This window comes from Acinetobacter gyllenbergii, assembly GCF_001682515.1.
Taxonomy (GTDB): Bacteria; Pseudomonadota; Gammaproteobacteria; order Pseudomonadales; family Moraxellaceae; genus Acinetobacter; species Acinetobacter gyllenbergii.
Genome location: NZ_KV575269.1, coordinates 63,957 through 89,522, shown reverse-complemented (window position 1 = coordinate 89,522; position 25,566 = coordinate 63,957). Strand labels below are relative to the sequence as shown.

25 protein-coding genes are annotated in these 25,566 nt (G+C 39.7%); 14 read left to right on the top strand and 11 right to left on the bottom strand.

Annotated features, from left to right (window positions below):
• Window positions 1-24 precede the first annotated feature (24 nt).
• Window positions 25-906: an ATP-grasp fold amidoligase family protein gene (locus tag NG55_RS17525; RefSeq protein WP_065343957.1), complete on the bottom strand. Its 882-nt coding sequence runs from the start codon at window positions 904-906 to the stop codon at window positions 25-27.
• Between the two features lie 373 nt (window positions 907-1,279).
• On the opposite strand from NG55_RS17525, the gene NG55_RS17520 reads away from it, so the two are divergent.
• From NG55_RS17520 to NG55_RS17510, 3 genes are all read left to right on the top strand, one after another.
• Window positions 1,280-2,278: a Stealth CR1 domain-containing protein gene (locus NG55_RS17520; RefSeq protein WP_065343956.1), complete on the top strand. Its 999-nt coding sequence runs from the start codon at window positions 1,280-1,282 to the stop codon at window positions 2,276-2,278.
• 3 nt (window positions 2,279-2,281) lie between these two features.
• Entirely contained in the window at window positions 2,282-3,040 is a 759-nt protein-coding gene (locus NG55_RS17515; RefSeq protein ID WP_065344013.1) for a glycosyltransferase family 25 protein, read from the top strand.
• 73 nt (window positions 3,041-3,113) lie between these two features.
• Window positions 3,114-4,025 carry a glycosyltransferase family 32 protein gene (locus NG55_RS17510; protein WP_016660157.1) on the top strand — a complete coding sequence of 304 codons (912 nt, stop codon included), beginning with the start codon at window positions 3,114-3,116 and terminating at the stop codon, window positions 4,023-4,025.
• Between the two features lie 18 nt (window positions 4,026-4,043).
• Here NG55_RS17510 and NG55_RS17505 read toward each other — a convergent pair whose 3' ends face one another.
• Window positions 4,044-4,940, bottom strand: coding sequence for a lipopolysaccharide biosynthesis protein (locus tag NG55_RS17505; protein WP_065343955.1), 897 nt, complete (start codon window positions 4,938-4,940; stop codon window positions 4,044-4,046).
• 78 nt (window positions 4,941-5,018) lie between these two features.
• The gene (locus tag NG55_RS17500; RefSeq protein WP_016540679.1) at window positions 5,019-5,921 is read right to left on the bottom strand and encodes a hypothetical protein; all 903 of its coding nucleotides are present in this window, start codon (window positions 5,919-5,921) and stop codon (window positions 5,019-5,021) included.
• A gap of 679 nt (window positions 5,922-6,600) precedes the next feature.
• Between NG55_RS17500 and NG55_RS17495 the strand changes: the two genes are divergently transcribed.
• Genes NG55_RS17495 through NG55_RS17480 form a run of 4 tightly spaced genes read left to right on the top strand, consistent with a single transcriptional unit; the run spans window position 6,601 to window position 10,160 of the window.
• Complete coding sequence (locus NG55_RS17495; RefSeq protein ID WP_081409015.1) at window positions 6,601-7,410, top strand: glycosyltransferase family 25 protein; 810 nt, start codon at window positions 6,601-6,603, stop codon at window positions 7,408-7,410.
• Window positions 7,407-8,171 (top strand): glycosyltransferase family 25 protein, encoded by a 765-nt coding sequence (locus NG55_RS17490; protein WP_016540677.1) that lies wholly within the window; start codon window positions 7,407-7,409, stop codon window positions 8,169-8,171. The genes NG55_RS17495 and NG55_RS17490 overlap by 4 nt, the downstream gene beginning before the upstream one ends.
• A gap of 37 nt (window positions 8,172-8,208) precedes the next feature.
• On the top strand, window positions 8,209-8,988 hold the full coding sequence (locus NG55_RS17485; protein ID WP_016540676.1) for a glycosyltransferase: 780 nt from the start codon (window positions 8,209-8,211) through the stop codon (window positions 8,986-8,988).
• Window positions 8,989-9,008: 20 nt separating this feature from the next.
• Window positions 9,009-10,160, top strand: a complete 1,152-nt coding sequence (locus NG55_RS17480; RefSeq protein ID WP_016540675.1) for a glycosyltransferase family 4 protein — start codon at window positions 9,009-9,011, stop codon at window positions 10,158-10,160.
• 22 nt (window positions 10,161-10,182) lie between these two features.
• Here NG55_RS17480 and NG55_RS17475 read toward each other — a convergent pair whose 3' ends face one another.
• The 4 genes from NG55_RS17475 to NG55_RS17460 form a co-directional block, all read right to left on the bottom strand.
• Window positions 10,183-11,046, bottom strand: coding sequence for a lysophospholipid acyltransferase family protein (locus NG55_RS17475; protein ID WP_016660158.1), 864 nt, complete (start codon window positions 11,044-11,046; stop codon window positions 10,183-10,185).
• 4 nt (window positions 11,047-11,050) lie between these two features.
• Window positions 11,051-11,272: a hypothetical protein gene (locus tag NG55_RS17470; RefSeq protein WP_005269244.1), complete on the bottom strand. Its 222-nt coding sequence runs from the start codon at window positions 11,270-11,272 to the stop codon at window positions 11,051-11,053.
• A 189-nt stretch (window positions 11,273-11,461) separates the two neighbouring features.
• Window positions 11,462-13,243 carry an aspartate--tRNA ligase gene (aspS, locus tag NG55_RS17465; RefSeq protein ID WP_065343953.1) on the bottom strand — a complete coding sequence of 594 codons (1,782 nt, stop codon included), beginning with the start codon at window positions 13,241-13,243 and terminating at the stop codon, window positions 11,462-11,464.
• 144 nt (window positions 13,244-13,387) lie between these two features.
• Window positions 13,388-14,158, bottom strand: a complete 771-nt coding sequence (locus NG55_RS17460) for a DUF4184 family protein (RefSeq protein ID WP_065343952.1) — start codon at window positions 14,156-14,158, stop codon at window positions 13,388-13,390.
• A gap of 137 nt (window positions 14,159-14,295) precedes the next feature.
• On the opposite strand from NG55_RS17460, the gene znuD reads away from it, so the two are divergent.
• Window positions 14,296-16,374 (top strand): zinc piracy TonB-dependent receptor ZnuD, encoded by a 2,079-nt coding sequence (gene znuD, locus NG55_RS17455; RefSeq protein WP_065343951.1) that lies wholly within the window; start codon window positions 14,296-14,298, stop codon window positions 16,372-16,374.
• 137 nt (window positions 16,375-16,511) lie between these two features.
• On the opposite strand, the gene NG55_RS17450 is transcribed toward znuD, so the two are convergent.
• Window positions 16,512-16,832, bottom strand: coding sequence for a winged helix-turn-helix transcriptional regulator (locus tag NG55_RS17450; RefSeq protein WP_016540671.1), 321 nt, complete (start codon window positions 16,830-16,832; stop codon window positions 16,512-16,514).
• Between the two features lie 108 nt (window positions 16,833-16,940).
• Here NG55_RS17450 and NG55_RS17445 point away from each other — a divergent pair, with 108 nt between their 5' ends.
• From NG55_RS17445 to NG55_RS17430, 4 genes are all read left to right on the top strand, one after another.
• Window positions 16,941-17,357: a carboxymuconolactone decarboxylase family protein gene (locus NG55_RS17445; RefSeq protein ID WP_065344012.1), complete on the top strand. Its 417-nt coding sequence runs from the start codon at window positions 16,941-16,943 to the stop codon at window positions 17,355-17,357.
• Between the two features lie 182 nt (window positions 17,358-17,539).
• Window positions 17,540-19,003 carry a phospholipase D family protein gene (locus tag NG55_RS17440; protein ID WP_171258004.1) on the top strand — a complete coding sequence of 488 codons (1,464 nt, stop codon included), beginning with the start codon at window positions 17,540-17,542 and terminating at the stop codon, window positions 19,001-19,003.
• A gap of 102 nt (window positions 19,004-19,105) precedes the next feature.
• Window positions 19,106-20,470 carry an SEL1-like repeat protein gene (locus tag NG55_RS17435; RefSeq protein ID WP_065343949.1) on the top strand — a complete coding sequence of 455 codons (1,365 nt, stop codon included), beginning with the start codon at window positions 19,106-19,108 and terminating at the stop codon, window positions 20,468-20,470.
• A 105-nt stretch (window positions 20,471-20,575) separates the two neighbouring features.
• Window positions 20,576-21,385 (top strand): hypothetical protein, encoded by an 810-nt coding sequence (locus tag NG55_RS17430; protein WP_065343948.1) that lies wholly within the window; start codon window positions 20,576-20,578, stop codon window positions 21,383-21,385.
• Window positions 21,386-21,462: 77 nt separating this feature from the next.
• Here the strand turns inward: NG55_RS17430 and NG55_RS17425 are convergent, their stop codons facing one another.
• Complete coding sequence (locus NG55_RS17425; protein ID WP_065344011.1) at window positions 21,463-21,900, bottom strand: hypothetical protein; 438 nt, start codon at window positions 21,898-21,900, stop codon at window positions 21,463-21,465.
• A gap of 179 nt (window positions 21,901-22,079) precedes the next feature.
• On the opposite strand from NG55_RS17425, the gene NG55_RS17420 reads away from it, so the two are divergent.
• Together NG55_RS17420 and NG55_RS17415 are read left to right on the top strand one after the other, a co-directional pair.
• Window positions 22,080-22,571 (top strand): RcnB family protein, encoded by a 492-nt coding sequence (locus tag NG55_RS17420; protein WP_065343947.1) that lies wholly within the window; start codon window positions 22,080-22,082, stop codon window positions 22,569-22,571.
• Window positions 22,572-22,724: 153 nt separating this feature from the next.
• Window positions 22,725-23,096, top strand: a complete 372-nt coding sequence (locus NG55_RS17415; protein WP_016660161.1) for an RcnB family protein — start codon at window positions 22,725-22,727, stop codon at window positions 23,094-23,096.
• A gap of 41 nt (window positions 23,097-23,137) precedes the next feature.
• On the opposite strand, the gene NG55_RS17410 is transcribed toward NG55_RS17415, so the two are convergent.
• Entirely contained in the window at window positions 23,138-23,635 is a 498-nt protein-coding gene (locus NG55_RS17410; RefSeq protein WP_016540663.1) for a phosphate-starvation-inducible protein PsiE, read from the bottom strand.
• Window positions 23,636-23,757: 122 nt separating this feature from the next.
• Window positions 23,758-25,539: an acyl-CoA dehydrogenase C-terminal domain-containing protein gene (locus NG55_RS17405; protein WP_016540662.1), complete on the bottom strand. Its 1,782-nt coding sequence runs from the start codon at window positions 25,537-25,539 to the stop codon at window positions 23,758-23,760.
• Window positions 25,540-25,566: the final 27 nt, after the last annotated feature.

Genomic DNA, 25,566 nt, shown 5'->3' with positions numbered 1-25,566 from the left:
AGATTCTAAATACATGATGGACGGCTAATAGGATAGCCACAATGCACCTAATTTTAAATCCCATTCTACAGGGGTAATTACCATTCGTCCTGCATTTGGAGTGAGCGTGATTTCACTAAAATACACATGATCTTGAGAGAGTAAGAAGTCTACCCGACTGTAACCATAGGAAAAACAAAGTTTTTCTGACAGTTGAATGATCTCTTGCAATTGTTTCGGGGCAGCTAGAGCTGAAGGTGAGTTCTCTTTTAGATCGACCCGAAATGGCTGTAACGCCCATTGTGTATCATACATGTTTGAGTAGTCATTGCCTTGAGCATCTTGCACATCAATTTCGAGATATTCGGGATGGCCTTCAAAACAGTGCACACGACATGTGGTAATGGTGGATTGACTGGCAGGATCGACATAGAGCTCGACATATTCTTCCACCAGTACTTTAGGGCAAATATCTTTGTAGTGCCATTCACGCTTTCTAAAATACATGTTCATTTTGAGATGATTTTTGATTTTAGCTGTTGCTGCTTCGACACTAAATTTGCTTTTATCGCGACAGACCATGGCGCTGCCACTGTCATGGGTACATTTTAAAACAAATTGATTGGGTAACTGGTTAAAATCAATCTCATCAATACATTTATAAATGCCAATCAATGGGACAAAATAGGCATCACCCACTTTGGCTGAAACCAGCTGTCTAACAGCGCATTTATCCGCTAATTTTGTGAATAGGGGACTTCGCTCGAAAATCATGCGGGCAGTGACTTTTTCATTGAAGCTTTTTGGTGAGCAAAAATTAGGGGTATAACCTAATTTGCAGATAAACCGTTTAGTCAGATACGCTTTATCTGAAACAAATTTAGTTCTAATTATTTTTGCTTGATACTCAAAGTAATTATAAATCATCAGTCAAAAGATTAAATCCCATCAAAGTAACCTGTAATTATAATAAAAATACCTAAATTCGTCTAATAAAAATGTCGTAAATATTGATGGAAAATGATTCCAAAAGGTTTGATTTTGTTAGGGATTGCAAGGTTTAAGTAAGAATTAATAAAGTTGCTAAATTGGCTGAATTGAATGTTGTAGAAGCCCCTTATAGATATGAAAATTTAAGCAATTATAATAGATTGATTTATATGGAATGATTAGATCATCAAGATGCCAGTCATTACGAAAAGAGACTGCCTGTGAACAGATCAGTGGTGTTATCATATGCATCTAGATTAAACATGTTTGGCCGTATTTTCGGGCTTTCGGATCGTTTAAGAGTGAATTGATGAGTGAAATGATGCAACCGGTTGATGTGGTGATTGCTTGGGTGGATGGCAATGACCCGAAGTTAAAACAGAAGCGCATGCAGTATCAGGGCAAAACACAAGCTTCTGATGCCATCAGTGATACCCGTTTTGCTAGCAACCATGAAATTTACTATAACGTTGCATCTATTTTAAAATATGTGCCATTTTGTCGACATATCTATATTGTGACAGATGGTCAGCAACCGCAATGGATTGATGACTTTGTTCAGGATGGGATTTGTGAAGCAGGCAAGATTCGCATTGTTGATCATCGTGAAATCTTTGCGGGTTATGAGCAATATCTTCCAACTTTCAATACCCGTTCGATTGAAACAATGTTATGGAATATTCAGGGCGTATCTGACTACTTTTTCTATTTGAATGATGATTTCTTTTTTAACGCGCCAGCGCAATTAGAAGATATTCTTATTGATCAGAAAATGGTGATTTACGGGCATTGGCAAAGCAGTTTTGTGCTCAAGGCCAAGCTTTGGTACCGTCAGCTTTTAAATCAATATTTTAATAAGCCGATACAACCTAAACATATGATTGCGCAAATGTTAGGTGCAGATATGCTTGGATTTAAAAAGTTTTTTGAGATTCATCATTATCCACATGCGGTTGACCGTAAAATATTACAAGACTATTTACTTGCTCATCCTAAGTTTTTAGAAAAACAGATTCAGCATAAGTTCCGCAGTGTAGAACAAATCAATCCGATTTCATTGATGAATCATTTGAAGATTCAAAAGGGTGAGGCCTTGCTAAAGCCTGATCTTGAGATTGCCTATTTGAAAAATGAAAGCAGTTTAAGCAGCTTCTTGCAAAGCTTGGGTAATGAACAGATTAAATATGGGTGTATGCAAAGTCTGGATCAATTGAGTGACACTGCAGCAAAGCAAATTTATGCAGCTTTAAATCATAAGTTGGCAGGTTATATACCCAAAGTTTTATTGGCTGAAACAGCCAAAGGATAAATGATGAAAGTTGAAACGTATCTGATCAACCTTGATGGGAGTGATCAACGCTTAGCCAGTGCAACAGCGCAATTACAGCAAGAAGGTTGGCCATTTACCCGTTTTTCAGCCTACGATGGTCGTGGTAAAGCGCTATCTGAGTTTAAACAGTACGATGATGCTGAGGCACAGCGAATTTTAGGGCGTAGCCTGATTAATTCAGAGCTGGGATGCTATTTGAGTCATTATGGTTGTGCTGAAAAATTTCTGCAAACCGATGCCGATTATTTGGTGGTTTTAGAAGATGATATTCAGGTTCTACCCAATTTTAAGCAAAATCTTGATTCACTTCTCAAGTATCTAGATCAGCGTAAAGAGCTAGATTGGTACGTGGTGAATATGGCGGCTAAAAAGAAAAAGCTCGCTAAAGATATTGTGCAGATGGATGGTTTTAACCTGTGGCATGCCTACTATTTTCCGATTCGTGGGGTGGGGTTGCTGTGGTCTCGTAAAGGGGCTGAAGAATTTGTAAAACTTGGCAAACAAATACATGTACCTGTTGATCTCTTTTTCCAAGGTTGGCTCAGCAAGAATGGGAAAGGCTTAGGCGTTTGGCAGCCTTTTGTGAAACCTGCAGGCTTGGATAGTGATATTTTAGGTACGGTTGCGACACAGGGCATTCAGCGTAAAGATTTAGAAAAACGCGATTCCTCTCATGGATTAAAGAAGCAGAAAAGGATGTGGCGTGATCGCTATTATGCTTTTAAGCATCTTTTCTTCTAATACGAATAGTTTATGCAAATGCCTGTCGTGAAATGAAATGCACACGTGTTTTGGTTTTTAGCTGAGTTTCCTTATGAAGATATTTAAAAAAATATTCTATCTCTTAAAGTTTTATACGATGTATTCGAATAAACAGAGAGGGTTAAACGACGCGATGGATAACGAGGCGGATTTGATTGTGCTCAATCCGATTGTGCAGGATGCCGTAATTCCTAAAAAAATCTGGATGTATTGGGAAGGTTCACTTTCAGGCTTTGTCGAAAAATGTGTTGAGCAAGTAAAAAAGACCAATCCGGATTATGAGGTTTATTTTCTCACGCCAGATACAGTGAAAAACTTTAGTGATATTGATTTTGATCGTTTCCCAAAAGCAACACCACAACAAAAGGCCGATTTGCTCCGTTTTGAGTTGATTTATCAGCATGGAGGAATTTGGTTGGATGCAAGCATCCTTGTTTATGAAAGCTTAGACTGGATTCAGGAACTGATTGCGAAGAATCATACCAACAGCTTTGCCTATTACCGTGCCAAGAATACAACACTCAAAAAATTTCCCGTCTTAGAGAATTGGTTACTGGCCAGTGTAGAGAAAAATATCTTCTTTAAATATTGGTTTGATGAATTGGCTCAAGCCATTGAAATGACGCCTAAAGCGTATTTACAGCAGCTTAAGGAAACCGAGCCAGACTATCAAGATTTGTTTCAACAGATTGGTCGATTAGAATATTTAGTCGCTTACGTGGCTTGTCAGAAGGTGATGCGTCGTCATTTGCCAAGTATGAGCTTAATTAACTGTGACAAAAATGCCCTGTTTTTCCAAGTGAAACATCAATGGGTGAAAGAAAAAGTGCTAATTGATATGGCAATCAATTACCCGCCTCAGCAAATGCCAAAGCTAATTAAGCTTGCAGGAAAGGAAAGGAAAACCCTGAGTCATTATTATGAAAAAGGCATGTATCTAGAAGGTTCATTACTCGATATCTAAAACAAGAGCTTTCAGGGTTTAAAGCAAGGTGCTCGGGTCAATCTTCTCAAATGCTTGTACAGCACTGTTTTGAGACAGGTTAAAAACTTTAACCTCTTTTTCTTTAAATAGCGTTGCCGCGACATCAAAGGCTTGAAATACGTCATCGACATGATGATTTAAGGTGGTCGGTTGCTGTCCGCCAATACTTTCATAAAAACGTGGTTGAGAAAAATTATTCATGTCTAAACCCGCGATATAAATTTCTTTATACCCCAGTGTATAGAGAATCTGAAGGGCTACATAAGCCACGGTAAAGTAGTCAAAAGTCCCTTTATAGATATCAAGTGAAAAACCCATGCTTTTGTGAATAAAGAAGTCAGTTTCATTTTGATCAAAGTGTCTAGCATGGTCCAAAAAGGTTTCGACTTGACCGTCAGTAATCGTTTCAATGGTTTTGATTTGGCAATGAAGGTCTTCAATCCGAACATGTCTTAAAATCAGGTCTAGGCAACGAGGTGTGGTGTAAAACGTGCAATCGCTATTCAAGACTTTTTGAACTAGGTCGAAACGATCATTCACAAAGTTATGGTCAATAATGACATAACTGGAAAATGGAATTGAATCAAATGCGATAGCGCCATTTACACCGATATAATCTTGATCGCTTTGATGCAAAATTTCAGGATTTAGTTGTTGAATCGAAGGGCCTGTTGCGACCAGCGTGCATTTTTTATGCGAAACTTGTGGGGGAATGAGATTATTAGAAACCAGTTTTTTCTTAAAATAAATTTTCTCAAGACGATTCTGTGAGTCGCGTTCAACACTATAAAGTGGCCAATAGCGACGGTTGTGTTTTGCTACTTTAGGGAAGAAAAGTTTATAAATCAATTTATAAATACTTCTAGAAATACGACCTGAAAAGAAGTGAACCATTTAAAAACTCATTTATAAAATCATCAAGAGTAATGAAACTAGATAGCGGATTAGAGCTGATCTAGTTTCAATTATATTTTAGTCATCTAAAGAAAAGCTTTTCTTTTTCAACTTGGTTTTTAGGTTGTGAAGGGAGCGTGCAAACCAATTTTTATCTTCTGGGCGTGTCACTTTATTGCCACGATAATGTATTTGGGATGCTTTAGAGAAATCACCAAATGGCTCAATACGATAGTTCTCTGGATGATAACCGGCGGCAATCGCCTCTTGATAATATTGATCAAATAGTTCCGTCAAATCCTCACGTGGATGCGGCATAATTTTACCATCAAACCAATGTTTCTGACCTGCAGCCTCTAGGCGTGGTAATGAATACTTGTGGCTAAACTGGGTACCCATATCTGAATAATGCAGGATTTTGATTTGATCAACAGCTAAATCTTCACCATCAATATTATTGTAGGAGTCTTGATAAGATTGAACTAATTTGGGTTTGTCTTTTAAAAGCCGCATCAGCTTTTTATGGCTTTCAGGATCAGCTTGAATCTCTTTTAATGGGGGAAGATATGCTTTGGCTTTCTCACAATCCCAAACACAAGTACAGAGTCTGGCTGAGTTCTTTCCGCCTTTGGCAATCACCATTGCATCATCTTTTTTAGGGTGCGCCCACAATTCTGCAATATCGCAGAGTACGACGACATCAGCATCCATATAAATGGCACGACCTTCAAAATTACATGATTCTGGAATTGCCCATCTAAAACCTGAAAAAGGGGTTGCCCAATGTGCTGTATGCCAACCTTCACCAGTTTGCTGATTGGTATACCATGGACTATTCGGATCGTGACTAAGCTGCATCCATATAATTTCAACTGGATGATTGGTATGCTTGCGGACACTATAGTCCAGAACCATCATTTGTTCTAAGTCACAGTTGTTCGGATCGCAACCAACAAAAATTTTAATTGTGGAGTTAGACATTCCTAGCTTCCATTTTTTAAGGCTTTGCCTTCGATTATAACTAAAAAGCGCAGTTATTTTTGAAATATTTCTCTAATTTTTGATTGTGTTATAAAGTTTTTGTGTGAGCTAATGTAATGATAATAAATATATTTTATATGGGAGTTAAAGTGCTATTTAGATGTTGTCACTATAGTTTATAGATTTTGATTTATAACGGCCATTTTGTTGTCATTCTATTTTTAAAGAGGAAAAACTTTAAAATATTAAAAATAATTAATGATTTGAGCTGGATAGATGCTTTATTTGAATAAAGGCGATGTTTATCAATGGTTTTTAATCTAACTTGATGGGGTTTTGATAAAAGTTTGAGCCTGTGTTTTTAGTTGCAAGATTATGTTTTGCTGTGTATGAATTGTAAAAGGGATATATTTAAAAAATGCAAATTAATCAATTGCTGTAAAAGCAGAAGTATTTGATTTAAATTAATATTGGTCTTTAGAAAAACACATCTAACTTACCATAACAAACTGATGCAAAGGCGCGCTTGTTGCAAGTCATATTGAATGAATATGTCCTTAATTAATGTCCTATTTGAAGCGTAGATCACTCATTTCATTGGCTTATAAAGATCGTAAGCTTAGGTAATCGAAATAATGTACATCATTATGAAAAAACAGTATCCTTATGGCCTGTAGGCATGTCGCCTAATTTTTATGAATTTTCCATCAGTATGAAAAAGTTTGTTATAAGCCTTTCAAGCGCTACAGAGCGCCGTAGTCATATTTCATCTCAATTTGAGGGGCAGGGAATAGCGTTTAATTTTTTTGATGCAGTGACCCCTGATATTGCAGCTCGTGATGCTCAGGCGATGAAATTAAGTATACATGAGAGTTATATTGCAAAAGGCGAGCTCGCATGTTTTATGAGTCATGTTCATCTATGGCAAAAAATCGTAGATGAAAATATTCCTCATATGGCAATTTTTGAAGATGACATTCATCTAGGGGAAAAAGCAGATCTTTTTTTGAATCATTCTGATTGGATTGAAAACGATTGGCATTTGGTCAAATTAGAGGCTTTTACACCCAAAGTGATCTTAGGCTCTAAATGTAAAGACTTTCCCGATGTTGGCAGAGCAATTTATAAATTACCTGGCAAAAACTTGGGTACAGCGGGTTATATTTTGTCTTTACAAGGGGCAAAATTTTTACTAAATGAAATTAAAAAAATTGATTACATTATTCCCTTAGATAATTTCATGTTTGAATATATTGTTAAAAATCATGGGTTTGAAATGTATCAAATGCAGCCTGCATTGTGTATTCAAGATACGATTCTTCATTACCGTTCAAGTAGCGTACAGCTTAGAAGTCAGTTAACGTCTGAACGAAAGAAAAGAATGAGAGCCAATAAAGTTGGTGGTTTACAAAAAGCATTGGTTGAAATAGCTCGAATTGCAGCACAGTTAAAAATTATCTTTTTTGCGTGTCGAGTAACTTATAAGTGAGAAGTTTTGTTATTAGTCTAAAATCTGCAGTTGATCGTAGATTACATATACAGGAACAATTTGCTTGTAAGGATATCCCTTTTCAATTTTTTGATGCGATTGAACCGCAAGAGATTGATGAGCTTGCTCAAAAGTATTCAATTTCTATTCTTGACAGTGGTCTAAGTAAAGGCGAGTTAGGATGTCTATTTAGTCATGTATTGCTTTGGAAGAAAGCAATTGATGAACAGATGGACTATATTGCAGTGTTTGAAGATGATATCTATTTGGGTGAGCGTGCCAATGACTTTCTAGTGAATAGTCAATGGATTAAGGGTAGATGGGAAATTTTAAAACTCGAAAAAAATTCTAAATTTAATTATCTATCAATTAATAATAAAGTGACAGTAGAGCATGGTCGGGTAATCTCAAAATTATTAAATGCTAATTTTGGTACGGCCGGATATATTCTTTCCAATAAAGCAGCTAAAAGTTTATTTAACTATGTAAAAGCATTAGCGTCAGTTGATCATATTGACCAAATAATGTTTAAAAAATATTTACAGGATGGAGAATATTCTGTTTATCAAATGAACCCCGCTCTCTGTATTCAGGAATACTTGTTATATCCAGAAACTAAAAAGTTCAAATCGAGTTTATCGTGGCGAAATACAGAGAAAGTCAAAGAAAAAAATCTGCTGCAGAAGGTGAAGAGAGAGCTTATACGGGCATTCTTGCAACTTTATCGACTTCCATTCAAAGTTAAAATAAAATTTAAATAGTCTTAAATGTTTTATGCATTTGACTGATGAGGTACCAATGGAACTTCCAACGATTCATGCGCTGTGGATTGGCAAAACCTTAGGCCAAATTTCTAGTTGTTGCCTGAGATCATTTGTGATGCGTGGGCATAAGGTTTTGTTACATGCTTATGACACAATTACTGATGTACCAGAAGGTGTAGAGTGTGTTGATGCAAATCTAATTATTCCAGCAGACAAAATTTTTAAACATAATCAAACAGGAAGTTATGCACTTTTTTCTGATGTGTTTAGATATGAGTTATTAAAAAAAGTTTCTGGAATATATGTTGATTGTGATGTTTATTGTTTAAAGCCTATTGAGATTCCTGAGTCTCAATATTTATTGGGCTTTGAAAGTGATCATAAGATCAATGGTGCAGTATTAGCAATGCCTCAGGATAGTAACTTGTTAGCCGCTTTATTGGATGCTGCTTATAACCCATTTTTTGTACCTCCATGGTATAAAAAATCTCGTCAAAAACGCTTAAAACTCAAAAAAATGTTAGGTATAGGTCAGCATATCGCAGATATGCCATGGGGCGTTATAGGCCCTGATGCGATTACTCATTTTGTAAAGACACAAAACTTAGTTGAATTTATCCAGCCTATAGATGTGTTCTATCCCGTACATTATCAATGTATTGGTCAATTGACTGATTCAGGCTTAAGTATTGAAGATATTACGAGTACGAGAACGCTTGGTATACATTTGTATAATGAGATGCTGCGAAATTTAGATTTGGATAAAATTGCTCCAAACAGTATTTTGGCCAAAATGTTTAGAAATGAAATTTAAATGCAGAGTAAAAATTTAAGATGAGTGTCGAAAAGAAAAAAATCAAAATTGGCCTAATTATTGATGAGTTTTTTGGTGCAGTTGGTACTGCTTATGGCGGATATGGTTTTTTAGCTAGACGGCATATTGCAAAATATCTTCCGAATGAGGATTTTCAGGTAGATGTTTTGCTTGGACGAGGAAAGCGCAGGTTTTTTGCTGAGTCGTATCCAGTGGATGATGTGAATGTTTACCGTTTACCTCGCAGCAAGTGGTTTGCAAAACAATGGTTAAAAAAACAAGATTACGATCTCTATTTAAGCATTGAACTCACATATGGTTATGTTTTAAAACATGAACCAAATCCGAACAAAAAGTTAATTCTATGGGTTCAAGACCCAAGACCTCACTATGAGTGGGATGAAATTAATACCGTAAAGCTATTCCCAGAAACCTCATATTATAATCAAAAAATATATGACTTGGTTCATGAATGGTATAAACAAGACCGAGTTAAGTTTATATCTCAAGGATATTTTTTAAATCAAAAAGCGAAAGATTTATATCAATTGAATGATGATGTTGATATCCAGTATCTACCAAATCCAATTGATATCGATGAAAGTTTTCATTTTGATACGCACCAGAAAAAAAATATGATTATTTTTTTAGGTCGAATTGAGTCGGTAAAACGAGGTTGGTTATTTTGTGAAATTGCTAAAAAAATGCCCGAGTATGAGTTCTTTGTATTAGGTCAAACTTTTAGAGAAGATGAAAAAAACTCTGAAATTATGAAGGATTATTATGCAATTGAGAATTTGCATTTTGCTGGTCATGTTGATGGGGCCGAAAAAGAGCAATATTTGAAAGATGCTAAAATATTGGTGAATACTTCCATTCATGAGGCACTTCCGATCTCATTTCTAGAGGCCTTGTCTTTCGGTACATTGCTTGTAAGTAATCGTAATCCAGAAGCGTTGACTGAGAAGTTTGGTATTCATGTTGGGGATGTTCTTGGAGATGGTTTTGATAAAGTTGACCTTTTTGTCAATGCAATTAGAAGCCTAATGCTTGATGATGAAAAGTGTCAGAAATTAGGCCAACAAGCGATTCAATATATTAAAGATAGACATAGTGTTGAAGACTTTCAGGAAAATATGCGGACCACAGTGCTACGCACCTTAAACAAGTGATTAGAGCGCGTCTGGGCGTGGTTTAGGCGTAGTGGTTGGTTTTGCTACCTCTAAACCGTTTATAGCCCCACATATACTCAGCAGGAAAACGGTTAATCATCTGTTCAACCGCTTGGTTGAGTGCAGTTGTAGCAACCTCAATATCTCGATCATATAACTGCGGATCATTCAAATCATCACAGTACACATCAAAGCCTTCTCCATCTTCACGACGGAAGCAACTTAATCCGACTAGACGACATTGGGTTTTCTGTGCCATTTTACTGGCGAGTGTGCTGGTGAGGCAGGGAATTCCGAAAAAAGGAACCACGACACCGCCAGAGGGATCGGGAACATGATCGGGTAGAATCACGCTGAAACCGCCTTGTTTTAGATTCTTAAACAGGGCCTTTACACCAGATGCGTCGGTAGGAACCAAAGTTGCATTGAGGCGTTGGCGGGCATGCAAGGCAAAAGCATTAAATCCTGAATCTTTCATGGGTTTATACATGATGGTTGGAATACCGTATTGGTGTACCCATGCATTCATCATTTCCCATGTACCCAGATGCGGTGTAATAATCAGTGCACCTCTTGGGTCACTGAGCGCATCGGTTAATACATCCAAATGATGCACCGTATGAATCTGTTGAATGCTCCATTCAGGTGGCATTGCCCAGCATTTTCCAGATTCAATATAACTGAGACATTGCTTGGTGACGCTTTCTCTCGCAAGCTGCTCTTTTTGTTCTAGACTCAGTTGTGGGTAAGCTAGCCCTAAATTGACTCTGGTTTTCCACAGCATACTTTTATTGGGGTTTTGATTGATAAAGTAGGCCGCCACTTTTGCGATACTACGCAAAAATGCTAAAGGGAGAATACGGAGTAGGGTAGTGTAAAACGACATGATCTTAGTCTTGCTTATCGACGTTGCCCTTAAGCACCATATAGATTAATGCGACAAAAATCAGTAAAGCACCCGCCAAGCTACTTACACAGAAGTATAAAATGCGCTGGTTGGTATCCATATTGAAGAGTTCATTGGCCAAGATGTAACGCATGAAAAACCATTGAGCAAGTGAAAATACAATAATTACAATTGCATGTCGACGTACATCAGGACGCATTGCCATAAGATGGATCTCTCAATAAAAAAGCAATCTATTATGCCACTAGTGGACATGTTCGCAAAGTATAAATCCTTATTTTACCTTTTCCTTGCGGCGCTATAATTGTTCCTCATCTCTTAAAAGTAAAGGGATGGTATAGATATAAAAAACCCTGCATAGAGCAGGGTTTTTGTTGAATCATAAACTCAAGGTTTATTTTTCTTCAGTTTTTACTTTTTCGCGTAAACGAATACCTAAGTCACGCAATTGATTTGCTTCAACTGGCGCTGGCGCTTGCGTCAAAGGACATTCAGCAGTCTTGGTTTTCGGGAATGCAATTACATCACGAATTGAAGATGCACCCGTCATGAGCATGATTAAACGGTCAAGACCAAATGCCAAACCACCGTGTGGAGGCGCGCCGTAACGTAGTGCATTCAATAAGAAGCTGAATTTCTCTTCGGCTTCTTCTTCACCAATCCCTAAAGCTTCAAAAATTGCTTTTTGCATTTCTAAAGTATAGATACGAAGTGAACCACCACCGATTTCAGTACCGTTCAGTACCATATCGTAGGCAACAGAAAGTGCTTCGCCTGGATTGCTCTTCACTTCTTCAACACTTGATTTTGGCAACGTGAATGGGTGGTGAACAGAAGTCCATTTGCCATCATCAGTTTCTTCAAACATTGGGAAGTCAACCACCCAAAGTGGTGCCCACTCACAAGTTGTTAGCTTCAAGTCATGACCGATTTTCACACGAAGTGCGCCCATCGCATCATTTACAACTTTAGCTTTATCTGCACCAAAGAACACGATGTCGCCATTTTCAGCGCCAACACGTTTTAATAGATCAAGTACGATTGGCTCGATGAATTTAACGATTGGAGATTGAAGACCTTCGATGCCTTTTTCAAGTTCGTTGACTTTGATGTAAGCCAAACCTTTTGCACCGTAGATGCCTACGAATTTAGTGTATTCGTCAATCGCACTACGTGGCAATGAACCTGCACCAGGCACACGTAAAGCGACAATACGGCCTTTAGGGTCTTTTGCAGGGCCTGCGAAGACTTTGAACTCAACGTCTTGCATCAAGTCTGCAACGTCAACCAGTTTCAATGGAATACGCATATCTGGTTTGTCAGATGCATAGTCACGCATCGCGTCGGCATACGTCATACGTTCAAATTTATCGAATTTTACATTCAATAATTCATTGAACATTTTAACCGTTAAGCCTTCCATTAGATCCATGATGTCATCGTCACTCATGAACGATGTTTCAACGTCGATTTGGGTAAATTCAGGCTGACGATCCGCACGTAAATCTTCGTCACGGAAACATTTCGCAATTTGGTAATAACGGTCAATACCACCTACCATCAGCAACTGTTTAAACAATTGTGGTGATTGTGGAAGTGCGTAGAAGCTACCATTTGAAACACGGCTTGGCACTAAATAGTCGCGTGCGCCTTCTGGTGTAGCACGTGTCAAAATTGGTGTTTCAACGTCTAAGAAACCATGATCTTCGAAATAGTTACGGATCAAGTTGGTCACTTTAGAGCGGAAACGTAAGCGCTCTAACATTTCAGGACGACGGATGTCCAAGAAACGGTATTTCAAACGAATTTCTTCTGAAATATTGGTGTTTTCGTCATTCAATGGGAATGGCGGAGTATCAGAAGCTGCAAGAACTTCAATCTCTTTACCTAAAACTTCAATTTGACCACTCACCATGTTGGCATTTTCAGTACCTTCATAGCGACGACGAACACGACCTGTAATTTTTAATACAAATTCTGAACGTGCTTTATCTGCTGTTGCGAATGCTTCAGGAGTATCTGGATCGATCACGACTTGTACGAGACCATCACGGTCACGCATATCGAGGAAAATCACACCGCCATGGTCACGGCGACGGTGAACCCATCCGCATAAAGTCACAGTTTGATCGATTTGGGCTTCTGTTAAAGAGCCACAGTAATGAGTGCGCATCATATTGAATTATATATCCAAACTATATTGGCTGTAGAAGGTGAATGCGTAAACAGCGCAGCACCAATGAAGGGGAGATTATGCCTTGTTGAACGTATAGTCTCAAGTCTTAATCTTTTCAAGCGAATTTTAAACAGACGCTTTTTGTTAAAATGATTTTAGACGGTTGGTCCGATCTAAAAACAAGAACACTAGACAAGCCATGGTAAAGACAGTTAATCCCGCTTGTGTAAACTCATTGATCGATTTACCAACAAAAAAATAGCGCTCACTGTTCCAAAGTTCAGCACTGATATGACGGCTATAGTCTAAAACTGAAAACAGTCCATATAAGATGGACAGGATGACGCTGAGTAGAGCAAATCCTTTGAGTTTAGCTGGGACAGGATGCTGATGTTTATGACGCTTATAATAATGCCAGCACATTTTCACTAGGAACGGCAAAGCAATAATGGATGACCCGATCTGTAAGATAAAATGTAATGGATAACGAAAACCCAGCAGTGAGATGTTCTGAGCCAGCAGTTCTTTGAAAGCAAAGCTTCGAAAATCGAGATGGGTGAGTCCATCCCAGATCAAATGCGTGCTGATCCCCAGTATCAGCGCAAGGCAGCTGAGAAAGCTGAAAGAAATAAAATCATCCAGTGAGTGAATATTTAAAGGATCTTTGATTTCAAGACAGCGATAGGTCACAGGGCGATAGATGAAATACCACAATAAGCAAAAGAATAAACCAATCGGTAGATTCGGAAATAAGATACCTGACCATTGGTGGGTCAAAGTGATATTTTCTTGGGTAAATAATCGATAAAGATCGGGTGTCATACAGCCAATCGCTAAGGCTGCGACAGGCAAATGACCCTGACTTAATTTAGATAAGGGTGGGGCAAGGACCGCATGTGAAAGTGTAAAAGGCATATCGTTGAAAAACGACCATTCATTGAATCATGGAGAAGCAGTGTAGCAAATGTTCTTTGTTGCACTGTTTTTTATTGCAAAATAAATGAAATGTTATAATATAACAAAAACAACGATCGACTGATTCGAGACACGATATGTCATTTCCACAGAATATTTTGACCTTATCTATTTTAGCTGTTGTATCTGTACCTACGTTTGCAGCAGAAAATGAGCAAGTGACAAGCTTAGAGACAATACGAATTAAAGCGCATCCACTAGAGCAAACATCGAAAGATTTTGCTGTTGCCGATACCGTAGTGGATCAAAAACGCTTACAACAGGGGGCTGTCACCATTGGTGAGGCATTGAGTAGTGAACCAGGGATTTATTCCAATCAATTTGGTGCGGGTTCAAGTCGGCCTGTGATTCGTGGGCAAGATGGGCCACGCGTAAAGGTCTTGCAAAACTCTTCTGAAAACATTGATGTATCGACGCTATCTCCGGATCATGCCGTGACTGTTGATCCTGCACTTGCGCAGCAGGTTGAAGTGATTCGCGGGCCATCGACTTTGTTATTTGGCGCTGGAACCGTGGGTGGTTTGGTGAATGTGACCGATAGTAAGATTCCAACCAAAATGCCTGAAAATGGTTATGAAGGTAATGTGGGGCTACGTTACAACACGGGTAGTGATGAAAAGCTGGCAACTGCTGGGGTCACCGTTGCTCTGGGTGATCAAGTGGCTTTACGTGTGGAAGGTTTAAATCGTGAAGCCAATGACTATATCGCGCCGAACTATGTGCATGAAGGTGAACGTGAACGCCGTGTCGGCAATACTTTTGCCAAAGGCGAAACAGTGAATGTTGGCCTATCTTGGATTTATGACCGTGGCTTTACCGGAATTTCATATAGCAATCGTCAAGATAAATATGGTCTGCCTGGACATAGCCATGAATATGAGAGCTGTAGTGCCCATCTCTCTGGGCGTCCTCATTTACACTGTGGTGACCATGATCACGAAGACGGAGATGATCACGATCATGGGCATGACGATCACGACCATGATCATGCACATGAGGCAGGGCCTTGGATTGATCTGAAATCTGAGCGTTATGATGTACGTACTGAACTGAATGATCCATTTACGGGCTTTAAAAAGTTACGCGCTCAGGCCAGCTATACTGATTATAAACATGATGAAATTGAAGAAGACACCATTGCGACTCGCTTTAAAAACAAAGGTTATGATGGTCGTTTAGAATTGGTACATAATCCAATTGGTCCATGGGAAGGGGTGATTGGAACCCAGTATGGTCAACAAAAATTAGAACTCACTGGTGAAGAAGCGTTCTTGGCACCAAACACCACCAAGAAGTGGAGCATTTTTGCTTTAGAGCATGCACAGTTCAATGATGTCCATGTTGAAGTGGCAGCACGTGCAGACCAACAAAAAATTGATATTGAAGATTCGAGCAAAAAAGATTTCGACGGTTCAGCCTTTTCTGTTTCAGGCGCTGCAAATTGGGAGTTTGCGCCCAATTACAAACTCTCTTTAGTGGCTTCACATCAAGAACGTTTACCTTTAGCGCAAGAGCTATATGCCAATGGTGGACATTTTGCGACCAATACCTATGAACTAGGTAATGATCAATTGAAGAAAGAAAAATCCAATAATGTGGAACTCGGTTTCCATTATGACAATAACAAGTTTGATTACCATGTACATGTCTATCACAACTGGTTTGATGACTATATCTATGCCCAAACCTTAGATCGTTATAAAGATTTCCGTTTGGTGCAGTACACTCAAGATCAGGCTCGTTTCTACGGTGCTGAAGCTGAGGCAGGTTATCAGATCACAGACATGTATAAAGTCGGTGTATTTGGTGACTATGTGCGTGGAAAAATCGACAATGAAAATGCACCGCGAGTACCAGCAGGCCGTCTAGGGACTAAAGTGAATGCTGATTTTGGCGATGGCTTTAGTGGTTCAGCAGAATACTATCATGTGTTCCAGCAAGACAAGATTGCGGCTTATGAGACCGATACTCAAAGCTATAACATGTTGAATTTAGGTGTGGCATATACAGGTAAATATAGTAAGGCTACAGATTATCGTGTATTCCTGAATGCCAATAACTTGCTGGATGATCAGGTTTATCAACATGCGTCATTCTTATCGACCATTCCACAAGTCGGGCGTAATTTCACAGTTGGGGTGAATTTTAACTTCTAAGCGAAGTTAAAATCGAATTGTAAAAAAGCCATTCGCCAGCAGCATGAGATGTTGCTTCGGCGAATGGCTTTTTTATTGAGGAGGTGAATTGTATAGCAGCACTTTATGAATGAAGCTAACTCGATCGCAAGCATTTTTTAGGATGTTCGCGATTTTAACCATATCCCCACTTCTTGTAATACATCGACCAGTTTCTTTAGGTGTTGACCTTCAGCCGTGATGGAATATTCAACTTTGACAGGAACCTGTGCATACACTTCTCTTAAAACAAAACCTTCTTCTTCTAAAAATCGTAGCTCTAAGGTCAGCATCCTTTGCGATATATTCGGAATTACTCGGCGTAGTTCATTGAAACGCATTGGTTTCTCTAACAGAAAGGAAATAATAAGCATGCGCCAACGACCACCTAATACCGTCATTGCTTCTTCAACTGAACATCCTGAAATATTATCTTTCATGATACATCTAAGTATATAAAAGTTACCTATATAACAAAATAATGCCTAATTTACAATTTATACCACATCCTGAATAATGATTTTTCCTTCGATATGAGTGATGTGATGATGGACTATAAAGACATTGCAAAAAAAACCATTCAGCATTTGTACGCCGCACATGCTTCGATCAGATCCTCAGGGATAGATCCCAGTTTGATTGCTTTAGCTGAGTTATATGTTTCCCAAATCAATGGCTGTGCCTATTGCTGTGCCTATCATGCACAAGAGTTGAGAGACATGGGCGTTGCACCCGCGCTAATTGATAAAATTCCAGGTTATAAACATTCAAATGCCTTTTCAGAGAAACAACGTTTGGTCTTGGCGTGGGCAGAAGCAATGACCCATTTATCTGATCAGCTTGAGTCGATTAAAAGCCAGTTGCCTATGCATTTTAATGACAGGGAAATTGTTGAGTTGACCAGTAGTATTGCCTTGATGGGTGGCTTAAATCGATTAAGAATCGCCTTGGGGGAGAAAGTTTAGCTGTTTTTAATATGTCACGCTGGAGTGATGTTGCACGATTAGTTGGAGTAATAGCTTTGTTAGAGCCTATCTGGATACACTTAATTGAATTTTAATTCTGTAAACAATCACTAAATTAGCATTGAAAAATCAAAGCATAAGCTCTAGCCTTAATACATTAGGCTAGGGCTTTTTTTGTTTATATGCGCATCTTCCAACGAATTCATCGGAAATTAAACTGGTCAGGTCGACGTTACATGGCAGTCATATTGTGTATTTTTGCGATTGGATACATTGCTTCGGCAATTTATCACAGCGTAAAACCACTCCCAAAAGGATTGGATTTTACCGGTCAGTTGCGTCATGCCAATGTGAAATTCTTGGCCGATCAGACCTATATCGATGCACAGGGCCAACAACACGTTGACCAGCATATCTTCAAAGAAGTGTTTCAGTTGATTGATCAGGCACAGAGTACCATTGTGCTGGATATGTTCTTGTTTAATCAGGAAGTAGGGAAATCCAAGGTCAAACAATTTCCTTTGATGCAGGAGCTCACTGATGCCTTAATCGTAAAGCGTCGTTTGCATCCAAATGTCGAAGTTGTGGTGATTACCGATCCGATTAATTCGGTCTATGGTGGGCTAACACCAAAGCATTATCTGCAGTTGCGTCAAGCGGGCGTAGATGTGATTGAGACAAATTTAAAGCCTTTACGTGCTTCAAATCCGCTTTGGTCTGGTTTTTGGTATATCTGCTGTCAAAACTTAGGTAATAATCCTGAGGGCGGTTGGTTAAGCAGTCCGTTTGGCAATGATAAAATTACCTTACGGAGTTATTTAGAGCTTTTTAATTTCAAAGCCAATCACCGTAAAACCTTGGTGGTTGATACTGTGGAAGGCTGGAAAAGCTTGGTGACTTCTGCCAATCCACATGATGGTAGTTCGCATCATAGCAATGTGGCCTTGGTGGTGGATGGTCCAACAGCGATTGATGTGTTGCAAACCGAACAAGCAGTGGCCAATATGTCTGATGGTTCTAGTCCATTTGTGATTATGGGCGGACTTGCCGAAGATAAAACATTACCGCAAGTGCAAGTCCTGACCGAAAAAGCCATTTATGATGCCGTTGTGAAAATGATTGAAACCGCCAAGAGCAAAGAGCATCTAGATATGGCGATGTTCTATTTATCGGAACGCAATATCATTGATGCACTCAAGCAGGCGCAGCAACGTGGTGTCAACATTCGTATTATGCTTGACCCCAATAAAGATGCGTTTGGTCGTCAAAAGAATGGCATTCCCAATCGTCAAGTGGCTTCGGAGCTGAATGCAGTCGGTATACCAGTTCGCTGGTGTGATACCCGTGGCGAACAATGTCATAGCAAAATGCTACTCAAATATAATGCTCAGCAAGCGGAGATTATCCTCGGCTCTGCCAACTTAACCGCACGCAATTTAAAAAATTATAATCTTGAAACCGATATGCGCGTGATTGGTGCAGCACAAGCGCCAGTGTTTAAGGATGCAGGGCAGTATTTTGATGCAGCATGGACAAATGCCAATGGCCGTCAAATCACCGTGGATTATGCAAAATATGCCGACGAGTCAAAAGCGAAATACTGGCTGTATCGTTTTATGGAATGGTCGGGTTTATCGACCTTCTAGTTGGCTCTCGGACATAAGCGGATAGAAGGCATTCTAAATACATTAATATATTGAATATTAATGTATTTAGAAGCTAGACAATATAAAAATGGACAATAATAAATGGTTGAGACATTACAACAAGCTTTGGCATTCAGTTATGGCAACAACGATACTTTAATTGATTCCGTCAAGGCGGTTGAACTTTTCAAAATACTGGTAGAGCAAGAAGATCCACAAGCATTATTTGAACTGGCTTTGTTTTATGATCATGAGAGAGGGGACTGTATGTTGCCTCCGAATATGTATTATCGTGATCAATATTGGCTTCGAGCAGCACGTTTGGGTCATACCCAAGCCATCACTATGCTGTTTGATTTATTCAAAAGAAAAAATACGATTTTCGATACAGTTGGCTATGACAACCACCTTAGCGAGCAACTTTATGAAGAATTACATCAGATTACAGATCAATTAAGCACACAGGGCAATACCCAAGCGCTCCTCATTAAAGGTCGACATGGTGTTTCTTATACGGACATTGAGACAATTCCCTATCTCTATCAAGCTTGGAATCAGGGTGAAAAACTGAGTGCCAGTTTGTATCTGTCACACTGTGATGATGAAGAGTTGAAGCAACTTGGCTTATGTGATACCGAGACATGGACGACCCATTTTGAACATGCACAGCAAGAGCTCATGCATGATTTGGAGCATGCTTTTCAACAAGGACAGATCCAGAAAATCATTGAATTCCTTCGCAGTGATGAGTCCAGCTATATTTCAGAACAAAACCGAGAGCAATTGTGGCAGTGGCGGCAAAAATTTTATCAACAACAGGCCGATTTAGGTGCAGCTGAGGCGTGGCTTCAACTACCAAGATTGGCAGAGACCTCACTCAGCCATTTAAAAATGGCGGCAGAGCTGAAGCAGCCAGTCGCACAATATGCTTACGCTTATGAATTAGATCGAAAAGCGGATCTCAGTGATGATGAATGTGATGAAATTGAACACTATTTTACCCTTGCGGCAGAACAGCAACATGCGCAAGCCTTGTATGAAAAAGGGCGTTATTACACTCAGGATGATTCTGAGCGTGCCAAGCAATATTTTCAGCAAGCCGGCGAGTTAGGTTGTCTAGATGCGATTGAATGGATGGTAACGTTAACGGAACAACAGGAACAAGCGCAATGGGCTGAACTGGCACTTAAATATGGCAGCATTGATAACAAAGTAAAAGCGGTTTTAGTTGTGGCTTTAAGAGGTGGTTTGGGGATTCAAGAAAACCATCAACTAGCAGACCAACTGAAATTCGACCTTGAGACGACCAGCCATTGGGATCAAATTTTTTCGCTGGCTTTATCTGCTGCAACACAACGCTATGAGGAGCAGGTACAGCCGAAAATTGAGACTCTTTTTGATGAAAACGCTGAACCGTCTGGTTTAAGTCACAGGCTGGTCTCACGGATAAAAAGCTGGTTTAAATGAGTCGGCTGCTTTTTAGCTTTTAATAAGGTTAAATAGAGTGTTTATATTTTTGGGAAGGGTCGGGTTTATCGACGTTTTAATTGAGCATAACGAGGGTTTTACACAGTGGCGAAAATTAAACTAACGATCAGACAGGATGAGCAGATTGATTTAGATGTACATCAACTCAATCATTATGCCGATATTGTTGAAATTCAGAGTTGGGCAGAACTCTTGGAATGCTATCTTGCTCTAAAACAGGATGTTTATCCTAAAAAAGTGTTTTTGGTTTTGGATGATGCTGCACAGGCAAAATATACCTCGATGCATGCGGTCGAGGATGACCGTTTGTATGTAGACTTTAGTGATGATCTGAACGGGATTGAGGTTGGTGATCCAAGCTGGGAGCAAAGCTATCAAAATGTCTGTGTTCCAAAGCAATTGCAGCATTATCTTCAACAGTTGAATGATCCTGCACAGCAGCAGCGCTTTGAAAGCCTAGCTGAAAAAATGCAGCATTATGATGAAAATGATTTAGAAGCATTGCTTTATTTCAATCAACATTTATTGATTTCTCTGGACAGTGTCATTGAAGTTAAAGTCGCGGATATTGAAACCGAAGCATTGAAACTAGCGATGTTGCCGAATGGTTATTTTTCCTGTGATTTTGATCCCTTTGAGAACTATGCACTGATTCAAAAAATCCAGCACTATGGTTTTGAGTTTATCGGACTCGGAGCCGCGTTATTAGGATGGATTAAAACAGCAGATTTTAATGCCGAAAAGATTGAAGATTTAATGCAGGATATTGCTTTGATTTATCCTTTAGATTCCGCTCATCAAAAGGCAATGAAAGACCTGATTTTAAAAAATAATCATCTGCTTTTACCTTATTCGGAATCGCCACAAGAATATTTGGGTTATGACTTATCCTGATTTAGAAGGTGAGCTCAACAAGCTGAATTGCCATAATGGTGCAAGCCGCTTGTTGAACAATGTCATCAATAAAAAAATTAAGGGCTTGGCGGGATTAATTGATCTAAATCTTTATCGGCCATCTGATCGAGTTCAGTTAAATCTGTTTTGATTTTCCACTGAGTTTCATCATCGACTGGGCTTGGCAGTCGTGCTTCCAGCCAGTCACAGACCACATCAGGCGTGAATTCTGGATGGTTACACTGGATCACCCAAGCCAAGAAATCTTTGGCTTCACCGTTCATATAGGGCGGTGGAGACACAGGGAAGAACTGGGTCGGTAAACGTTCATTGGTGGATAAATAATTGAGTACATGCCCAAGTTCTTGAACGGTTTGCCATGCCAACGGATGTTCAACATCAATATTAAATTTAAACCACCATGCATGCTGACCATCTGCACCATGCGCAACAATACGCGCTTCTTGTACACTTGGCACTTTACAGAAGAATTGATAGAGACGATCAAAATTCATTTCAGCCACAGATGTTGCCTTAAAACCAAAAAATTGATTTTAGCATATCTCGGCAGAGCTGGAGTTCGCTGCTGTTTATCTGTGTAATTCAGCAGTTGATCTGAAAAAATATTATTACAACAGTTGTGCTTATTTTTTATTCTAAAATAGGCAGATACGCTGCTTTTAGGGAGATCACGATGAAGCAATTTCAACCTTATATTTATGGCTTGGCGGCTGTATTGAGCTATCTCCCAGTGATGAGCTATGCGGACAATGCTTGGAGCGGCTATAGTGGGGTAGAACGTCGTTCTTATCATCAGACTTCACCTTCCTACCAGCAACCTACACAAGATCCATTCGCTTTTTCGAATCAGCGTTATACACCGACAGCGCCACCGAAAGGTTACTACTATCAACCCAATCAAAATAATTACTATCCTCATCCGAATCATCGACCGGGTGTTCGTGTCGAATATTATCCAGACACACAATATGACAGTAGCTATCGCCGTGAGTCTTTTGTGGTTGGCAATGAATTACCAGGTGAGTTTCGGAGCGAGCGCTATGTGATTCGAGACTGGGACTATTATTCCTTACGTGAACCACCGCAGGGTCGGCACTGGGTGGTCGTGGATGGACGTTATCTTTTGGTGACCGATGATAATTTTACCATTGAGATTATTCGCTGATTTTTGATGGTTTTTTAAAATTTAATCTCTCGAGGATTCTTCATAATTTCTCGCTATTCATTACAAAGCTTTGCAATGTCGTGGGTTTTATTCATGCTTTCTCCTTGAGTTTTTCTTAATCTGATTTCAGATCGAAAAACAGAGGATCAAACAATGAAAAAGACCGTAGTATTATTGGTATCAACGCTTATGTTGGGTGTTTCTGCTTCAGCTATGGCGGATTCAAACCGTTGGAATCATGATCATAAAGATCGCTACGACAACCGCTATGATCGTTATGACCACCGTTACGATCATCGTGAGCAGCCGCGTTGGTCAAATGGTGATCGTGGTAATCATTATGGTCAGCGCATTAATTTTAAACGTGGCGAGCGCTTACCTTCAGAATTTCGTAGTAACCGTTATGTAGTTTCGAACTATCGTACCCATCGTTTATATGAACCACCTCGCGGTTATAACTGGATGCAGGTACAAGGCAAATATGTGTTGGTGGACTCGAAATATCGTGTCTTCCGAGTTGCATAACAGATGCATGAACACAGCAGGCGATCCGCCTGCTTTTTTATTTATGCCAGTTCGTCATCTTGTGGACGAGGGGTTTTATTGGAAGGCAATTGTTGTTCTTGATCCTTACCCCGAATCACAGACGGGTAGTTCCATGAAGCAAAACGCACAACCAAAATTGCCACCGCTAAAATTAGGATCGAACCTGTGGTAATCACCAAATCCATAGAGGCTTTATGATTATGCTGAATATCAGCAATCAATAGACGGGTGAGTGCGGTAATCGCGACATAAATTAAAAAGCGTACGGGCATGTGATTGGTCTTGAAATAAATCCCGACCATGGCACCTAATTCTAAATAGATAAATAACAGCAAGATGTCATCAATGGTGGCGTACTGTTTTACCGTTAGAATTTCAATCACGGTATGCACGGCTGACCATGCAATCATACAGCCGATAATAAATAGGGCTAAATAATGAAAGGCTTCAACCGCGTAGTGCCCGAAACGGTCAAATAGGCGGGGTAAGCCTTCAAGTTTCTCTTTAGAGTTCGACATAGAGATTTATATTCTCAACATGATCATTAGAATGTTATGCAAGTTTTATGCTGACTTTATTATAGCGATAAAAAAACTGCCTCAACCAAATGATTGAGGCAGTTTTTAACATCACGCCAAAATTAAGCTTGGTTTGTGAAGTAATCTTCGCTGAAGTTCATGATCAAGTCAGAACCTGCTTTGATTTTCGCTAAACGCGCATCTAATTCAGGCAAAATACGGTCTACAAAGTATTGTGCTAATGCAACTTTGTTTTGGTAGAAATCACCAGACTTGTCTTTTGCAGCAGCCGCGATTTTTGCAAACATATAGGCGAAGCTGAGTAAGCCGACTGCATGCAAGTAATCAACCGCAGCAGCATTTGGGAAATCTACGTTTTCAGCCGCTTGCTCAATAATGAACTGCGTGATGGCTTCGATTTCAGTTGCAGCGTCTAACGTTGCATCTTTAATGAAGTTTAAGTCTGTATCTAGATCATTGGCAAAGTCACGGATTTCAGTGATGTACTCAGCAATGAATGCGCCACCACATTTAATGGTTTTACGACCAATTAAATCTTGAGACTGAACGCCATTGGTTCCTTCGTAAATTTGAGCAATACGAAGGTCACGGATACATTGTTCCATACCCCATTCACGGATATAACCGTGACCGCCAAACACCATTTGTGCATCTAAGGTTGCTTGGAAAGCCGTATCAGTGAGATAAGCTTTTGCGATAGGCGTTAACAGCGCAACACGGTCATTGGCTTTCTTCACTGCTTCTGCATCAGTCGAGAACTTGGTGATATCCAGCTGTTGACCTACGTAAACTGCAAATGCACGAGAAGCTTCGTTATTGGCACGTACATTGAGCAACATACGACGTACATCACCATGCACTAAAATACTGTCTGCTGGTTTGTTTGGTGATTGAACACCTGCTGCGCTACGGCCTTGTAAACGGTCAGTCGCGTATTGTGCTGCATTTTGGTACGCAAATTCAGAAGCACCGAGACCTTGGATACCCATTGATAAACGTTCGTAGTTCATCATTACGAACATTGCAGCAAGGCCTTCGTTTTCTTTACCCACGAGGTAACCTTTGGCACCATCAAAGTTCATCACGCAAGTTGCAGAAGCTTTAATCCCCATCTTGTGTTCGATAGAACCTGGGCCAACTGGATTGCGCTCACCTAAAGAACCGTCTTCATTTAACAGGAACTTTGGAACGATGAATAACGAAATACCACGTGAACCCGCAGGCGCATCAGGTGTCTTGGCAAGCACAAGATGAATGATGTTTTCAGCAAGATCATTATCACCACCCGTGATGAAGATTTTAGTACCCGTAATGTTATACGTACCATCTTCATTAGGTTCAGCTTTAGTTTTGATAATGCCTAAATCTGTACCTGCATGGGGTTCAGTTAAGCACATGGTACCTGACCATTCGCCAGAGTAGATTTTAGGTAAATAAGTTTCTTTTTGCTCTTGTGATGCATAGCTGTTTAAGGCCATACCAGCACCCACAGAAAGCAGTGGGTAGAGCATGAATGATGGATTGGTCGCGAATAACATTTCATCAGACAATACAGTCAGCATTTTTGGCATTGCCTGACCGCCCCATTCTTCATCAGCACCTAAGCCGATCCAACCACCATCAGCGTATTGACGGAATGCTTCTTTAAAACCTGCTGGGGTGAAAACTTCACCATTTTCCCAACGTGCGCCTTCTTCATCACCCGTACGGTTTAACGGATGTGTCACGTTTTGGGCAAACTTCGCCATTTCTTCTAAAATTGCTTCAGCTGTTGCGGCATCTACATGAGCAAGTTTCTCATTAGACTGCCAAAATTGTTCTGCTTTAAATACATCATTTAAGATGAATTTCATGTCTGCTAAAGGCGCATTGTAAATTGGCATAATCGTTCCCTTCTACGCACAGCTTGA

Coding starts and splice junctions, on each gene's coding strand:
- NG55_RS17525 (WP_065343957.1), bottom strand. CDS start 906: ATGATTTATAATTACTTTGAGTATCAAGCAAAAATAATTAGAACTAAA.
- NG55_RS17520 (WP_065343956.1), top strand. CDS start 1,280: ATGAGTGAAATGATGCAACCGGTTGATGTGGTGATTGCTTGGGTGGAT.
- NG55_RS17515 (WP_065344013.1), top strand. CDS start 2,282: ATGAAAGTTGAAACGTATCTGATCAACCTTGATGGGAGTGATCAACGC.
- NG55_RS17510 (WP_016660157.1), top strand. CDS start 3,114: ATGAAGATATTTAAAAAAATATTCTATCTCTTAAAGTTTTATACGATG.
- NG55_RS17505 (WP_065343955.1), bottom strand. CDS start 4,940: ATGGTTCACTTCTTTTCAGGTCGTATTTCTAGAAGTATTTATAAATTG.
- NG55_RS17500 (WP_016540679.1), bottom strand. CDS start 5,921: ATGTCTAACTCCACAATTAAAATTTTTGTTGGTTGCGATCCGAACAAC.
- NG55_RS17495 (WP_081409015.1), top strand. CDS start 6,601: ATGTCGCCTAATTTTTATGAATTTTCCATCAGTATGAAAAAGTTTGTT.
- NG55_RS17485 (WP_016540676.1), top strand. CDS start 8,209: ATGGAACTTCCAACGATTCATGCGCTGTGGATTGGCAAAACCTTAGGC.
- NG55_RS17480 (WP_016540675.1), top strand. CDS start 9,009: ATGAGTGTCGAAAAGAAAAAAATCAAAATTGGCCTAATTATTGATGAG.
- NG55_RS17475 (WP_016660158.1), bottom strand. CDS start 11,046: ATGTCGTTTTACACTACCCTACTCCGTATTCTCCCTTTAGCATTTTTG.
- NG55_RS17470 (WP_005269244.1), bottom strand. CDS start 11,272: ATGGCAATGCGTCCTGATGTACGTCGACATGCAATTGTAATTATTGTA.
- aspS (WP_065343953.1), bottom strand. CDS start 13,243: ATGATGCGCACTCATTACTGTGGCTCTTTAACAGAAGCCCAAATCGAT.
- NG55_RS17460 (WP_065343952.1), bottom strand. CDS start 14,158: ATGCCTTTTACACTTTCACATGCGGTCCTTGCCCCACCCTTATCTAAA.
- znuD (WP_065343951.1), top strand. CDS start 14,296: ATGTCATTTCCACAGAATATTTTGACCTTATCTATTTTAGCTGTTGTA.
- NG55_RS17450 (WP_016540671.1), bottom strand. CDS start 16,832: ATGAAAGATAATATTTCAGGATGTTCAGTTGAAGAAGCAATGACGGTA.
- NG55_RS17445 (WP_065344012.1), top strand. CDS start 16,941: ATGGACTATAAAGACATTGCAAAAAAAACCATTCAGCATTTGTACGCC.
- NG55_RS17440 (WP_171258004.1), top strand. CDS start 17,540: ATGCGCATCTTCCAACGAATTCATCGGAAATTAAACTGGTCAGGTCGA.
- NG55_RS17435 (WP_065343949.1), top strand. CDS start 19,106: ATGGTTGAGACATTACAACAAGCTTTGGCATTCAGTTATGGCAACAAC.
- NG55_RS17425 (WP_065344011.1), bottom strand. CDS start 21,900: ATGAATTTTGATCGTCTCTATCAATTCTTCTGTAAAGTGCCAAGTGTA.
- NG55_RS17420 (WP_065343947.1), top strand. CDS start 22,080: ATGAAGCAATTTCAACCTTATATTTATGGCTTGGCGGCTGTATTGAGC.
- NG55_RS17415 (WP_016660161.1), top strand. CDS start 22,725: ATGAAAAAGACCGTAGTATTATTGGTATCAACGCTTATGTTGGGTGTT.
- NG55_RS17410 (WP_016540663.1), bottom strand. CDS start 23,635: ATGTCGAACTCTAAAGAGAAACTTGAAGGCTTACCCCGCCTATTTGAC.
- NG55_RS17405 (WP_016540662.1), bottom strand. CDS start 25,539: ATGCCAATTTACAATGCGCCTTTAGCAGACATGAAATTCATCTTAAAT.